General features: G+C 61.4%; 14 protein-coding genes and 1 pseudogene. 13 read left to right on the top strand and 2 right to left on the bottom strand.

The annotated features are described in order from the left end of the window. Positions 1-122 precede the first annotated feature (122 nt). The 10 genes from AB7531_RS35915 (at position 123) to AB7531_RS35870 (ending at position 9,286) form a co-directional block, all read left to right on the top strand. Positions 123-830, top strand: coding sequence for a biotin/lipoate--protein ligase family protein (locus tag AB7531_RS35915; RefSeq protein WP_063986656.1), 708 nt, complete (start codon positions 123-125; stop codon positions 828-830). Then, complete coding sequence (locus tag AB7531_RS35910; RefSeq protein ID WP_063985312.1) at positions 827-1,366, top strand: DUF6505 family protein; 540 nt, start codon at positions 827-829, stop codon at positions 1,364-1,366. Before AB7531_RS35915 ends, AB7531_RS35910 begins: the two co-directional genes overlap by 4 nt. Next, the gene (locus AB7531_RS35905; RefSeq protein ID WP_063985311.1) at positions 1,363-2,370 is read left to right on the top strand and encodes a DUF6352 family protein; all 1,008 of its coding nucleotides are present in this window, start codon (positions 1,363-1,365) and stop codon (positions 2,368-2,370) included. The genes AB7531_RS35910 and AB7531_RS35905 overlap by 4 nt, the downstream gene beginning before the upstream one ends. Next, positions 2,367-2,882, top strand: coding sequence for a DUF3305 domain-containing protein (locus AB7531_RS35900; protein WP_063985310.1), 516 nt, complete (start codon positions 2,367-2,369; stop codon positions 2,880-2,882). The genes AB7531_RS35905 and AB7531_RS35900 overlap by 4 nt, the downstream gene beginning before the upstream one ends. Further along, entirely contained in the window at positions 2,879-3,532 is a 654-nt protein-coding gene (locus tag AB7531_RS35895) for a DUF3306 domain-containing protein (protein WP_063985309.1), read from the top strand. The genes AB7531_RS35900 and AB7531_RS35895 overlap by 4 nt, the downstream gene beginning before the upstream one ends. A 119-nt stretch (positions 3,533-3,651) precedes the next feature. Further along, complete coding sequence (locus tag AB7531_RS35890) at positions 3,652-4,431, top strand: molecular chaperone TorD family protein (protein WP_063985308.1); 780 nt, start codon at positions 3,652-3,654, stop codon at positions 4,429-4,431. A 28-nt stretch (positions 4,432-4,459) separates the two neighbouring features. Then, on the top strand, positions 4,460-4,669 hold the full coding sequence (locus AB7531_RS35885; RefSeq protein ID WP_063985307.1) for a twin-arginine translocation signal domain-containing protein: 210 nt from the start codon (positions 4,460-4,462) through the stop codon (positions 4,667-4,669). 12 nt (positions 4,670-4,681) lie between these two features. Next, a complete protein-coding gene (locus AB7531_RS35880) occupies positions 4,682-7,630 on the top strand; it encodes a formate dehydrogenase subunit alpha (RefSeq protein ID WP_063985306.1) in 2,949 nt (982 codons plus the stop codon). A 12-nt stretch (positions 7,631-7,642) separates the two neighbouring features. Then, positions 7,643-8,239 (top strand): formate dehydrogenase FDH3 subunit beta, encoded by a 597-nt coding sequence (gene fdh3B / locus AB7531_RS35875; protein WP_063985305.1) that lies wholly within the window; start codon positions 7,643-7,645, stop codon positions 8,237-8,239. 42 nt (positions 8,240-8,281) lie between these two features. Beyond that, positions 8,282-9,286 carry a formate dehydrogenase subunit gamma gene (locus AB7531_RS35870; protein WP_063985304.1) on the top strand — a complete coding sequence of 335 codons (1,005 nt, stop codon included), beginning with the start codon at positions 8,282-8,284 and terminating at the stop codon, positions 9,284-9,286. Positions 9,287-9,321: 35 nt separating this feature from the next. On the opposite strand, the gene AB7531_RS35865 is transcribed toward AB7531_RS35870, so the two are convergent. Then, positions 9,322-9,444 (bottom strand): hypothetical protein, encoded by a 123-nt coding sequence (locus tag AB7531_RS35865; RefSeq protein WP_256376430.1) that lies wholly within the window; start codon positions 9,442-9,444, stop codon positions 9,322-9,324. A gap of 321 nt (positions 9,445-9,765) precedes the next feature. Between AB7531_RS35865 and AB7531_RS35860 the strand changes: the two are divergent. Together AB7531_RS35860 and AB7531_RS35855 are read left to right on the top strand one after the other, a co-directional pair. Continuing rightward, positions 9,766-9,894: pseudogene (locus AB7531_RS35860) on the top strand (formylglycine-generating enzyme family protein); the annotation flags it as partial. A gap of 130 nt (positions 9,895-10,024) precedes the next feature. Further along, the gene (locus AB7531_RS35855) at positions 10,025-12,808 is read left to right on the top strand and encodes a UPF0182 family membrane protein (protein ID WP_063985302.1); all 2,784 of its coding nucleotides are present in this window, start codon (positions 10,025-10,027) and stop codon (positions 12,806-12,808) included. A gap of 203 nt (positions 12,809-13,011) precedes the next feature. On the opposite strand, the gene AB7531_RS35850 is transcribed toward AB7531_RS35855, so the two are convergent. Beyond that, positions 13,012-13,224, bottom strand: coding sequence for a hypothetical protein (locus tag AB7531_RS35850; protein ID WP_063985301.1), 213 nt, complete (start codon positions 13,222-13,224; stop codon positions 13,012-13,014). A 311-nt stretch (positions 13,225-13,535) separates the two neighbouring features. On the opposite strand from AB7531_RS35850, the gene AB7531_RS35845 reads away from it, so the two are divergent. Then, positions 13,536-13,745 carry a cold-shock protein gene (locus AB7531_RS35845; protein WP_038945713.1) on the top strand — a complete coding sequence of 70 codons (210 nt, stop codon included), beginning with the start codon at positions 13,536-13,538 and terminating at the stop codon, positions 13,743-13,745. Positions 13,746-14,249: the final 504 nt, after the last annotated feature.

Genomic DNA, 14,249 nt, shown 5'->3' with positions numbered 1-14,249 from the left:
GAGCGGACTCGCGTCGCCCCTCCTGGTCGATTAAGTTATTCTCACAAGAGAAGAAAAGAAAGCTGGAGGTCCGCCTGACACCGACAGCCCCTGGGCACTCATCGGTCACGGAGCCAATCAATCTGCCTCCGCCATTCACGCTGGTGAGGCTGCGCGAAAGTCGTGACTCTTTCGCCCATGCCATGCATATCGCCGAAGAGAGTGGGGCAGGTACGCTGACCTACGTGGGGCGGTTCGATCTTGCCGAGTTCGCAGTCGTCCTTGAACCTGGCGAGCCGTTGCGTACCGCGCGCCGCGCTTTCTATGCGGGGATGGTGGCGCTGACCGACGCCTTGCGCGCGTATGCGCCGCCGAACAAGGAGATCGCGATCGACTGGCCGGACGCGATCCGTGTTGACGGCGGCCTCGTTGGTGGCGGGCGGCTCGGCTGGCCTTCGTCCGCAAAGGAGGACGAGCCGCCGCGCTGGCTGGTGTTCGGTGCCATGATCCGGACGGTTGCGATGAGCGACAGGGAAGCCGGCGTTTATCCGCTCGCTTCCGCCCTGGATCAGGAGGGTTTTGGTGAGGCCGGCGCGATTCAGGTGACGGAGAGCTTTGTGCGGCATCTGATGCGCGCTCTCGACGCCTGGCAAGCCGATGGATTCGACGGCATCGCACGCGAGTTTCTAAGTCGGTTGCCGTGTGCGCGGCAAACCACATATGTGATCGCTGACAACGGTGACCTTATTGCCCGCCGGATTGGGACAAACAGGACCGATCGGCACGACCTGAAGAAGGGCTTGCTATCGCCGTCATGGTTCGATTCAATACTCGGAGGACCGCGTCTGTGAAGCTCTTGCGCACCATCGCGCTCGATCCATCCGACACGTTCGTGTTCGACGTGCCGGCGCAGCCTGGCGATTGGGCGGTGTCGGGCGCCTTCCGCTTTTGTAATCGGGATGCAGCGAAGCTGAGCGGCAAGGACCGTTCGGCATTTCGAAGCGGTTTCCTCGGCGTGCAATCCTGGGGCTGGTCGACACTGGTGCAAATCGTCCCCGCGACTGAAGGCGATCGCCGGACGTTGGTGGAGCTCCTTGCGAAACAACTGGTCGAACGGTTCGGGGCGCCGGACCTTGCAACCGCGCGCCTTGCCGCTGAAGAGGAAGTCGCCTTTGCGCAATCACTCTGCACGCATCCCATCAGCGCGCTGATCGCGGTCCACCGCTCGGCGAGCAATGGCGAGGTCCGCGAGTCATTCCGCAGATTGCAACTGCGCGAGGGCCAGCGTCACGGCAAGGCGTTCTCGTTCATGGAAGTGGAGGATGACACCGAGCCCGACAAGGATCTCAATCTTGCGAATATGAGCGAGGAGCCGTCGCGCCGATGAGGGATTTCTGGATCGCCTGCGGCCACCATCTGCTCGATCACAATGCGAGCGGCGGGCTCGTGGTCACGGATGAGTTCCTGAAGGCCTACTTCGTGCGCCCCGAACTGATGCCGCCGGACGACGCCTGCGCGGTCGAACGCAGGTTGCACCAGGAGCTGCTCGCTGACCCGGGCCGGGCAGTCGCTGCGGAGGAGGTAGCTGCGATCGCCGATGCAGATGCGCGGGAGAACTGGCAATTCGTACTGGCATTTCGGAAGCTTCTGCTGCGCGAACCCACGTTGGAAGCGGCCTACCTTGCATTGGTTCGCTCACGTCACGTCAACCTGCCGCCGCTGTTTGTGAACCACCTTGTTCACGTGATCCTGCGAAATGCGCTTGACGGCTGCGAGGACCCGTTCGTGCTGCGCGCGGCCGAACTGTTCTTCCGGCCGCAGCGTATCGTGCCGCACGAACACTTGCTGCTGTTGGGCGACGAGGAAATCATTGGCGGGCCAAGCCAAACGCCCGTGTTGTCGCTGATGTCCATGTTGGGGGCAACAACCGGCGCGGAGGTCGACGTCCTCAGCGAGGGGAATGCCGACAGCTACTGGCAGCGCAGCGATCAGTTCGATCTTGCGCTCGATTTCACCGGCGGAACGCGGGGCCCCGCTGCGCTGGCAGAGGCCATGGGGCGCTGGATTACTCATTTGCTTGGATTTGCCGTCGGAATTGAGCCGCTCACCGCCCTGCGCGATGCGAAGCTCACCTGGTATGTTGGGCTCGATGCTGAAGCCACCCGGATGGGCGACCAGCTTTGGCATGGAGAGGCGCTGGACGACCGCACCGCAAGCCGTGTGCTGGCGCTGTTCCGGCTCGCTTTTCCAGATTCCAGCCTGGTCGTTGATGCGGTCGGGCGCGAGCCGGTCTACCTGATCCTTGCAACGACCTCCGATCAGCTGGTGCAGATGAAGCCGCAGAATCTGTTGACGGGGTTGCCGATCAAGCACCTGGAGGCTGCAACGTGAGCCCCGGCGCGCTGCCATTGTTGCGCATTCCGGTCGGCGTTGTCGTCGAGCGCCGCGAGGCGGATTCCCCATGGATTGATTTTGTCTGGCGCGGCATCGGCGTCTTGCCGGATGAGTCGGAGATGATGCCGTGGACTGTCCTACGGGCGCAGGAGGGATTGACGCTCTTTTATGCCGGGAACGCCATGGTCGATCTCTATCGCTCGGAAACCGAGCGCTACCGCGACAATCTTGCCACGGGCGCTCCCCGCATCTGGATCGTATTGACTCCCTCCGAGGGCGCCTGGCCCTATGCCGTTTCGGCCGTCACCGCAGATCCAGCGGAAGGCGAGGCATTCACGGAAGCAGGTGCCAATCTGGTCGAAGCGGTGCCAATGCCTGAGATACTGCATAAGGCGATTGAAAATTTCATCGCCGAGCACCACGTCGAGAGGGAATTCGTCAAGCGCGAGCGACGCCGCGCCGATCCTGAGGCGCTTGCGCGGCGTCACCACGACGGTGAGCACGAATGAGCGACGAGCAATTCCTGGCGCGCTGGGCGCGCCGCAAGCAAGAGGCGAAGGCCGGTCACGCTGAACCAGCCCCTGAAGAAGCCGCTGAGGCGCATGGGCCGGCGCTGTCCAACCGGGCCGCGGCAGAGCCGGCTCCCCCGGAGACGGAGCTGTCGAACTTGCCCCCGATTGAATCGATCGATGCTGCCACCGACATCACGGCTTTCCTGCGCAAAGGCATTCCGCAGGAGTTGAGCCGGGCGGCGCTCCGTCGCGCCTGGAGCGCCGATCCCACCATCCGCGATTTCGTGGGGTTGGCGGAAAACGCCTGGGACTTCAACGACCCGAACGCCATGGCTGGCTTCGGTCCGCTGGACTATTCGGCCGAGCAAATTGACGCTCTCGTCCGCCGCGTCGTCGGGGGCGTGGTAGAGGCCGCCGAGGGCCTCCCCGATCCGCGCGAGGCTGCCGAAAACGCCGCGCGATCGGCTCCCGCGGAGGCCGGTTTCGAGCAATCATCAAATCCGGTGAAGGCGATCAAGGAACCTCGACCGCTCGGCGAGTTCGCAGCCGCGGAATTGCCGTCGAATTCTACTGCATCGCAACCCGTAGCTGCGAGTGAAGAGACTCCCCTTCGGCACCGCACACATGGCGGGGCGTTGCCCCGGTAGACTGCGACTAAATGCGATAGCCTCAGGCTATGGCTATCAATTGACCGCTCCCGGACACGCGGCTAGTCTTTGTTACGCAAACGCAATCAAGCGCTTGGCCCCCTGGATGGGAGGTCGGCATGCGCGATGCGGGCCTTGAACGAGCCATCGATGCGGCGGGCGGCGTTGCCGAGCTTGCCCGAAAAATCGGTATTGCCCAGCCCTCGGTGTCGAACTGGAACAGGGTGCCCGCGCAACGTGTGATTGCGGTCGAAGGCGCGACGGGTGTGTCGCGCAAAGTGCTTCGTCCCGATCTCTATAGTGAGCCGGCCGCGCCGGACGACGCGGTTGATCCGACCGATGCCGCGCGCGCGCAGGAATACGCGCTGCTTGCAACCTTGCTCTCGTCCGCGCCGTCGGCCGCATTGCTCGAGCAGATCGCGCAACTGCATGGCGATGCGACGCCGCTTGGACGCGCCCACGCAACCCTTGCAGAAGCTGCATCGGTAGCGGCCGTATCCGAGGTCGAGCGCGAATATTTTGACCTCTTCGTCGGTCTGGGTCGCGGCGAGTTGCTGCCTTACGCATCCTATTACTTGACGGGCTTTCTCCACGAACGTCCGCTGTCGCGCCTGCGCGACGATCTCGCCGCGCTCGGCATTGAGCGGGTCGAGAGCAATTTTGAGCCCGAGGATCACGCGGCGACGCTGTGCGAGATCATGGCGGGCCTTGCGGTGGCACGCTTCCCGGTGCCAACGGAAGCACAGCGCACATTCTTCGAGAAGCATGTGTCCCGCTGGATGGGACGTTTGTTTGCCGACATGGAGAAGGCGGAAAACGCCAAATTCTACCGGTCGGTCGGAACACTTGGACGAAATTTTCTGGAAATCGAATCCGAGGCTTTCACGTTTGTCAACTGACCAGCGCCGCTGGTCCAGGAGAGATGCGATGAGGGACGAGCAGAGAACGACAGTCGGACGCCGCGATTTCCTTCGCAAGGTCGGCATCGGCACGGTCGGTGCGGGCGCGACGCTGGCAACGCCCTTGATCACGCCTGCTCAGGCGGACAGCGAGACCGACGATGAGAAACGCAAGGCGCGCTACAAGGAGACCGATCATGTGAAGGCGTACTACCGTGTCAATCGCTATCCGGGTTGAGAGGAGGCGGCCGTGCTGATCAGGAGAACACAACAGCGTTCCGAATCCGCTTCACGCGGATCAATCGCGGGAGGTTTGTCCGGGCAAACCAATGGTCTCGACCGCCGCACCTTCCTGCTCCGGTCTGGCCTTGGTGGCGGCGCTCTCGCTGCAGTGAGCACGCTGCCGGTCGGCGGCGTCCGCAAGGCGAAAGCAGCAGTGGCAGGTCCCCTCACATCGGGAGCAACCGTTCGCAAGAGCGTCTGCACGCATTGTTCGGTTGGATGCACCGTGACGGCGGAGGTGCTGAATGGGGTGTGGATCGGCCAGGAGCCGAGCTGGGAGTCCCCGATCAATCGCGGATCACATTGTGCCAAGGGCGCTTCTGTGCGCGAGCTCGTGCACAGCGAGCGGCGGCTGCGCTATCCGATGAAGCTCGTGGGCGGGCAGTGGACGCGTGTCTCCTGGGATACGGCGATCAACGAGATCGGCGACAAGCTCCTGGAAGTCCGCGAGAAATCTGGGCCCGATTCCATCTATTGGCTCGGCTCGGCCAAAATGACGAACGAAGGCGCCTATCTGTTCCGCAAGCTCGGCGCGTTCTGGGGAACCAACAACACGGATCATCAGGCGCGCATCTGCCATTCAACGACCGTTACCGGCGTGGCCAACACCTGGGGCTACGGCGCGATGACCAACAGCTTCAACGATATCCGCAATGCCAAGACCCAGGTCATCATGGGCGGCAATCCAGCCGAGGCGCACCCTGTATCGTTGCAGCATCTGCTCGAGGGCAAGGAGCTTCAAAAGGCCAACTTTGTCGTCATCGACCCGCGCCTGACGCGAACCGCGGCACACGCGACCGAATATGTTCGGATGCGGCCGGGCACCGACATCCCGGTGCTGTACGGCATGATGTGGCACATCCTCCAGAACGGGTGGGAAGACAAGGAGTTCATCCGACAGCGGGTCTATGGATTCGATGATCTCCGGAAAGAAGTGGAGAAGTGGAATCCGGCAGAAGTCGAGCGTGTCACCGGCATTCCCGGCGAGCAGCTCAAGCGCGTCGCCAAGATGTTTGCTACCGAGAAGCCGGCAACGCTGATCTGGGCCATGGGCCAGACCCAGAAGACCGTTGGCACCGCCAACGTGCGGGCCAGTTGCATCGCACTGCTGATGACCGGCAATGTCGGCGGAGCGGGCATGGGCGCCAACATCTTCCGTGGCCATGACAACGTGCAAGGCGCGACCGATGTCGGGCTCGATATCGTCACGCTGCCGTTCTACTACGGGCTCGCCGAAGGCGCGTGGAAGCACTGGTCGCGGGTTTGGGAAGTCGACCATGAGTTCCTGAAGTCGCGCTTCGACTCCAAGCAGATCATGGAAACGCCCGGCATCCCGCTGACCCGCTGGTTCGAAGCGGTCACGCTGCCGAAAGATCGGATCGCGCAGAGGGACAATGTGCGGGCCGTGTTCGTGCAGGGGCACGCCAGCAACAGCATCACCCGCATTCCTGAATCCCTTAATGGCCTGAAGGCGCTCGAGCTGCTCGTCATCGCCGACCCGCATCCGACGACCTGGGCCTCGCTCTCGGTCGAGGCGGGACGCAAGGATGGAGTCTACATTCTCCCGGTTGCCACGCAATTCGAGTGCAAGGGTTCGCGCGTTGCCTCGAACCGCTCGTTGCAATGGGGCGAGCAGGTCGTGAAGCCGATCTTCGAATCGAAGGACGACCTCGAGATCATCTATCTCCTGGCGAAGAAGTTCGGCTTCGCCGACAAGATGTTCAAGAACATCAAGGTCGAGAACAATCTGCCCGAGGCGGAGGATGTCCTGCGTGAGATGAACCGCGGCAGCTGGTCGACCGGCTATTGCGGGCAATCGCCCGAGCGCCTCAAGGCGCATATGAAGAACCAGGCGAAGTTCGACATGCTGACGATGCGGGCGCCCAAGGACGATCCCGAGGTCGGCGGCGACTATTACGGTCTGCCTTGGCCGTGCTGGGGATCACCTGAAGTCAAGCATCCGGGCACGCCGCTGCTCTACAACACCAATCTGCACGTGATGGACGGTGGCGGCACGTTCCGTCCGCGCTTTGGCGTCGAGCGCGAAGAGAAGCTGCCCGACGGCACCACGCGCAAGGTCAGCCTGCTCGCGGACGGCTCGTACTCGAAGGGTTCGGCGATCGAGGACGGCTATCCGGAATTCACGCTGGCGAGCCTGAAGAAGCTCGGCTGGGACACGGAGCTCACGGAAGCCGAAATGGCTGTGATCAACAAGATCAACCCGGCCAAGCCAGACGTGGTGTCGTGGTCGCTCGACCTGTCGGGCGGAATCCAGCGTGTCGCGCTCATGCATGGTTGCGTGCCCTATGGCAACGGCAAGGCGCGGATGAATGCGTTCGGCTTGCCCGACCCCATTCCGGTACACCGGGAGCCGATCTACACGCCGCGCGTCGACCTGGTCGCGAAATATCCGACGTTGCCCGACGCCGAGCAGTTCCGGGTGCCCAATATCGGCTTCTCGGTGCAAAAGGCGGCGGTCGAGAAGGGGATCGCGAAGCAATTTCCGCTCATCCTGTCGTCCGGCCGTCTGGTCGAATATGAGGGCGGCGGCGAGGAGACGCGCACCAACCCCTGGCTCGCCGAATTGCAGCAGGACATGTTCATCGAGATCAATCCAGCCGATGCCGCCGAGCGCGGCGTCACGGACGGTGGCTGGGTCTGGGTCACGGGCGCAGAGAACAATTCGAGGGCCAGGATGAAGGCGCTCGTCACCGAGCGTGTCGGCAAGGGCGTTGCCTGGATGCCTTTCCACTTCGGCGGTTGGCTCGCAGGCAAGGATCTTCGCAGCAACTACCCCAAGGGCACCGATCCGATCGTGCTCGGCGAAAGCGCGAACACGATCACCACCTACGGGTATGATCCCGCGACGAACATGCAGGAGACGAAAGTCACTCTCTGCCAGATCGCGGCGGCATAAGGAGCAACGACGATGGCACGTATGAAATTTCTCTGCGACGCCGACCGTTGCATCGAGTGCAACGCCTGCGTGACGGCCTGCAAGAACGAGCACGAGGTCCCCTGGGGCATCAACCGGCGTCGTGTCGTCACCATCAATGACGGCAAGCCGGGCGAACGCTCGGTCTCGATGGCCTGCATGCACTGCACCGATGCGCCCTGCGCTGCGGTGTGTCCGGTGAACTGCTTCTACACCACGGCCGACGGCGTGGTGCTGCACTCCAAGGACCTCTGCATCGGCTGCGGCTATTGCTTCTACGCCTGTCCGTTCGGCGCGCCGCAATATCCGAAGGTCGGCAATTTCGGCTCCCGCGGCAAGATGGACAAATGCACCTATTGCGCCGGCGGTCCCGAAGCCGACGGCAGCAAGGAGGAATACGAGAAATACGGCGCGAACCGGCTTGCCGAAGGCAAGCTGCCGCTCTGCGCCGAGATGTGCTCGACAAAATCGCTGCTCGCCGGCGATGGCGAGATCATCGCCCAGATCTACAGAGAGCGCGTACTGAAGCGCGGCTACGGCTCGGGCGCATGGGGCTGGAAAACCGCCTATCGCGAGACGATCGAGTCCTGAAGCAGGCCGCGGCCACGCGGCGCAGATGCCGAGGAGGAGTTCATGTCGTCATCCGGAAGGTTCATTCCAGTCACCATCGGCGCGTGGGCATTGCTTCTGTTGATCATTGCGGCGCCGGCACCGTCACTGGCCCAGCAGGTCAATCCGACAGCGAGCTCGGTTAACGAGCGGCAGCTGCTCCAGGAAATGGACCGGATCCAGGGGCGCGTCAGCATTCCCGACCAGCGCTCCAGCGTGCTCATGCAGCCGGCTGGCCGCGAGTGGCGTGAATTCCGCAACGTGGCGCTGCGCTGGATTGGCGGGGTTGCCATCCTCGGCATGCTGGCGGTTCTCGTGATCTTCTATTTGACGCGCGGCATGGTCCGTCTGGAAAGCGGACGATCCGGCCGCACAATCGTGCGCTTTTCCTTATTCGAGCGTTTCGTGCATTGGATGACTGCGACCTGCTTTGTCGTTCTGGCGATTTCCGGATTGAACATCACCTTCGGCCGTCCGTTGCTCCTGCCGCTGATTGGCCACGAGGCGTTTTCCGAATGGTCGCAGTGGGCGAAGTACGCGCACAACTACCTCAGCTTTCCGTTCACCATCGGAGTCGTGCTGATCTTCCTGATGTGGATCGCTGGCAACGTCCCGAACAAGGCGGATGTCGATTGGATCAAGCGCCGTGGCGGTATTGTGGGTCACGATCATCCACCGGCCTATCGTTTCAACGCCGGCCAGAAGGCAATCTATTGGATCGTGGTCATTGGCGGAGGCCTGGTGGCGGCCACCGGATATGTGCTGATGTTCCCGTTCTATCTGTCAGGTATCGAAGGGATGCAGTTCGCGCAGATCGTTCACTCCATCGTGGCGATGCTCTTCATCGCGGCGATGCTGGCGCACATCTATATCGGGACGATCGGTATGGAAGGCGCGTTCGAGGCAATGGGCAGCGGCACTGTCGATGTCAACTGGGCCAAGGAGCACCATGGGCTCTGGCTTGAAGAGCAGAATGCGCGCGCCGAAGCGAATGCACGGCCCCGGCCGGCGGCCACCGCGGCGGAGTAGGGATCGCGCGGCCCATAAATGTGCCAGGCGCTTGGTCAGAGCCGCACGCCCGTCGTCGCAAACGCTTGTTGGACGGGTTCCTGGATCTGGTCAAGGACGACAAAACCGGCCGCCGCGATCACAATTGCGGCTGCGCAGGCGAGCAAGAAGGCTTTCATGGCAAGGCTCCGCCGGAGATCGGGGGGTAGTTTATATGAGCGAGCAACCTGCGGACAACTGAATCAGCACGTGCCGAAATCCGATCGTTGGTTGGCCGGTTGGCACGATAGCGCCGCCGAATCTACCACAAGAACGGAGAGACCATAGTCAGCTGTCGAGCAGTAGTTTGACGAAACAACATAGGCAATCATCGCGACTCGTTGGCGCAATCGCAGAGCCGTCAGGAAGAAACTGTCCGCAGATCATTTAGGTCGCGCCGATGAACGGCACATCGCGTGCCTTTGAATTATGACAAATTTTCTGCTGGCGGCGGCCTTAACGGACCGGGCAGCTCGATCCGCGGGCTGGACGAGCACCCGGTCGTGCATGTGGCGTTCAACGACGCCGAGGCCTTTGCCAAGTGGGCAGGCAAGGAACTTCCGACCGAGGCCGAATGGGAATTCGCGGCGGACCTCGCCACTTTGCGCTGTTTCGCGATCCTGGCGACCCAGGTTCGAGCACCCGTGCCCCCGCCTTGAAGCGCTATTCCGACCGCGAAATCGAGCGGCGGGCGTCCCTCATTTCCGCTATGATCAAGCCATGACGATCGGGATCACCGGACCCGAACGGAAGGTACCAAGGCAGAGTGCCGTGGTCGGGCTCACTATTGCGGCCGCTGTCATTGGGGTTTGCCTGATCCTGCTTTGGCTCGCGAGCGACCTCCTCGTCGACTGGCTGTGGTTTTCCTCGATCAATTATCCGCAGGTTTTTTGGACGACAATCGGTGCGAAAACCGTCATCTTTCTTGCGGTCTGGACCGGAACCGCCATCATCCTTTGGCTGAACGGATGGTTCGCCCTGCGCTTTGCCCGACGGCGGTCGACACAGCTTGTCACCGCTTCGGTGTGGAACTTCGCGGTCAACGCGCCGCCAGATTTGCTTGCGCTTTTACGCGGTCGACTGCCGTGGTCCCGGTTGACCGTAGGTGGGGCAGCTTTGATCGCTCTGCTCGTCGCCGCCGCAGAAGTCGGCAACTGGGGTGTCTTCCTGCGGTTTGTCTATCAGGTGCCATATGGCGCAGACGATCCGCTCTACAACAAGGACATCGGCTTCTATCTCTTCTCGCTGCCCGCCTATATCCTCATCAAAAACTGGATCATGCTCGTGCTCGTTCTCAGCGCGCTTTTCGCCGCGGCGATCTACTGGGTGCACGGCGATATCGAATACGACCTTCATCGCCGATCAATGTCGTCGATGGCGATTGCCCACGGCTCGGTGCTGCTCGGTCTTTTCTTTGCAGTGAAGGCCTGGTCCTATGGTCTTGATCGCTATCTGCTGCTCTACGGCGACAACGGTGTGGTCGTCGGCGCAAGCTACACCGATGTCCACGTGAGGCTCCCGGCCTTGTGGTTGGTGATCGGACTTTCGGTCATCGCGGCGTTCGCCACGTGGGCAAATTTGCGGGTGCGCACCTACCGGCTTCCTGCCGCCGCGTTCCTGCTTGTCGTGATCGGGTCTTTCGTGCTGTCTAGCGTGATTCCCGTGCTGTTCCGGGAGTTCTTCGTCAAACCAAGCGAATTGGAGCTGGAAAGGCCCTATATCGAACGCAACATTGCGCTCACCCGGCAGGCATACAATCTCGATCAGATCGCAGCCAAGCCGTTTGCGGCGGAACAGAAGCTTAGCTTCAAGACGCTCGACGCCAACAAGGCGACAATCGACAATATCAGGCTGTGGGACTGGCTGCCCTTGTCGGACACCTACGCGCAGCTGCAAGAGATCCGCACTTACTACAAATTCCATGATCTTGATGTTGATCGCTACTGGCTCGATGGCTCCTACCAAAGCGTAATGCTCTCGGCTCGCGAATTGCGGCCCTCCCTGCTGCCGCCGAATGCCCAGACATGGGTCAACCGCCACGTGCTGTTTACTCACGGCAATGGCGCGGTGATGAGCCCGGTCACGCGCAAAAGCACCGAGGGGCTACCGCTGCTCTATTTGCGGGATATCCCTCCGGTTGCGGATGGAGGCCCCAATATCCACGAGCCGCGCCTCTACTACGGCGAACGGAGCGACAACTACGTCATCGTCAAGGGGAGCACGCCGGAGTTCGACTATCCGAAGGGAAAGGATAATGTCTACGCGGCTTATGACGGTACGGGCGGCGTTCCGATAGGGGCGATGGTGTGGAGAGGCCTGTTCGCTTACTACTTCAACGACCCGAACCTACTGCTCTCAAGCTACATCACGACCGACAGCCGTATCATGATCCGGCGCAATATCGGGGAAAGAGTACGAACGATCGCCCCGTTCCTCAGGCTCGATCACGATCCTTATCTGGTCATCAGCAATGGGCGGATGTTCTGGATGCAGGACGCCTACACGGTGAGTTCCTACTTCCCCTCCGCGCAGCCGGCGCAAGACGAGGATATCAACTACATTCGCAATTCAGTGAAGGTCATCGTCGATGCCTATAACGGGACCGTCGACTTTTACCTGATGGAGACCGGCGATCCGATTGCAGCGACCTATCGGCGTATCTTTCCGAGCCTGTTCAAGCCATTCTCGGCCATGCCGGCGGATATGCAGAGGCACATTCGCTATCCGGAGGACCTGTTCCTGATTCAGGCGCAGCTCTATCAGAGCTATCACATGGAGGCCGCTGACGTTTTCTATAACCGCGAGGATCTCTGGCAGTTCCCGCGCCAGCCGGGCGGCGGCGGCATTGCGACGATGGCCCCATATTACATCATCATGCGACTGCCCGGCGAGCCGCAGGCCGAGTTTTTCCTCATGCTTCCCATGGTGCCAAGCCGCCGCGACAATATGATCGCGTGGCTCGCCGCGCGTTGCGACGCACCCGACTACGGCAAGCTGATTGTCTACGAGTTTCCCAAGGAGAAGCTCGTCTACGGGCCGTTCCAGATCGAAGCGCGGATCAATCAGAGCACCGATATATCGCAGCAGATCACGCTGTGGAATCAGATGGGCTCGCGGGTGATACGCGGTGCGAACCTGCTTGTGATCCCAATCGAGAACTCGATCCTCTATGTAACGCCGCTCTATTTGCGAGCGGAGCACGGACACCTGCCGGAGCTGAAACGCGTGATCGCAGCCTATGGTGAACATGTGGTGATGAAGGAGACGCTCGACGAGGCCTTGTCAGCACTGTTTATCGAGCCTGGCGCGGTGCGGCCGGTCTCGAGCACGAAGGAGGAAATGCCTGTCGCACGCCCGTCGGCAAGTCAGGCACGGGAGGCGCTCGACCGCTACAATCATGCCGTTGAACGATTGAAGTCCGGCGACTGGAAAGGCTTTGGCACGCAGTTCGACGCAATGCGCGAGCTTCTGGAGGAAATGAACCGGCACGCCACGGGCCACTAGCGTCGCGGCTCCTTTGGCGCTCATTGGGGAACACAGGGGCTGCATAGTTCGGGCTGAACACGCAACGAAGAGAGGCCTTGAGCTTGATCCGATACAGGCGGTGTTTGCACTCGCGGTACGAATGCCGCTGAGAAGCGAGGTGGACCGCAAGCAGGTCGAGCTGGATCTCCCCTGTGAACCAACCGACAGGCCCACTGTCGCGCCTACTGCTGTAGCCACTGACTGAGTTCATCTTCAGTTACAACACGCTCGAAATTCTCGGTTTTGCTTTTGATGCGGTATCGAATGCGTCCGTCCGCCTCAATCGGGAGGCATGCAACAATAGTGTAGACGGTCCGTTCGCCATTGTCGGCGCGGCCCTGCGGTCGCTGGGCTTGATGATGAACGTCGTCGTTGATCGAGAAGATGTAGGGCATTGTGTTCCTTACAGCATTTGGGGCGCGTGCGCCTCACAGAGAAGCCCGCCGGCCCGCTGATTGCAATCAAGGTTTTGCGGGCCGTGAACAGTCCCTTCGAGAAGGCCGCGGAACCCGAGGCCAGCCGCGGCGCCCTCTCATCTCATTCCCGTGGCAACCCATGCCACCGGTGGTATGGTGAAGGGGTTCGACCTATTGAATGACTTGATGGCCGCGCCCCGAGGGGGCCTTTCCAAGACATCGCTGGATCGAATTTGCTCACACGGATTGTGGGTAGCGAACTCTTTCGTGGGTACTGTTGGAGACGGATAATGGCAACGGGTGTCGTGAAGTGGTTCAACGGCCAGAAGGGCTTTGGCTTTATTCAGCCGGACAATGGTGGGCCGGATGTATTTGTTCACATTAGCGCCGTCGAGCGTGCGGGCCTTCATGGACTAGCCGAAGGGCAGAAGGTCTCCTTCGAGGAGAAGACCGATCCGAGGCGCGGAAAGACGAGCGCTGAAAATCTGAAGACCCTATAACATCGGTCGACGCTTCGGTTTCACGGATGTACTGAGAAGCAGGCTACAGGGGTGATATCATCGCCGACCTGCGGCGGAGATGCCGCACGATTGTTCGTTAAGTTTTATCGTTCATCCGCTAGGTCGTGGAACTTAGCACCAGCGGCACCGTCCCCAGCGTGCGCAGCAGCCGCCGCAACCCCCGCAGCCACCGCAACCACGCACAGCTCGGCAACCACGGCAGCCACGGCAACCACCGCAACCTCGGCGAACAACAACGGCGGCTAGCTGCACGTCGCTTCCAGCATTTTCCTTATCGAAGAGATAGAACGTGGCGAGACTGACGTCGGCCATTTCCTCTTCGCCAAGAACGAAGCGCTGATTGGGCGAGATGTTGTCAGAATGCGGGATATGAGCAGTGGGTATCGTGTGCGCGGATGCGCTCCCCGCCAGCGAGAGACCCAGTCCGGCCGTACCGAGTGCCGTGACGGCGGCGGCTTTGGTTGCGCGTACGTGCTTCGCAGC

Origin of the sequence: Bradyrhizobium sp. 63_E2_N1_3, from assembly GCF_052076005.1 — a bacterium.
Lineage (GTDB): Bacteria > Pseudomonadota > Alphaproteobacteria > Rhizobiales > Xanthobacteraceae > Bradyrhizobium > Bradyrhizobium barranii.
Note: the sequence above shows the minus strand (reverse complement) of the source record. Positions and strands in the feature narration are given on the sequence as shown.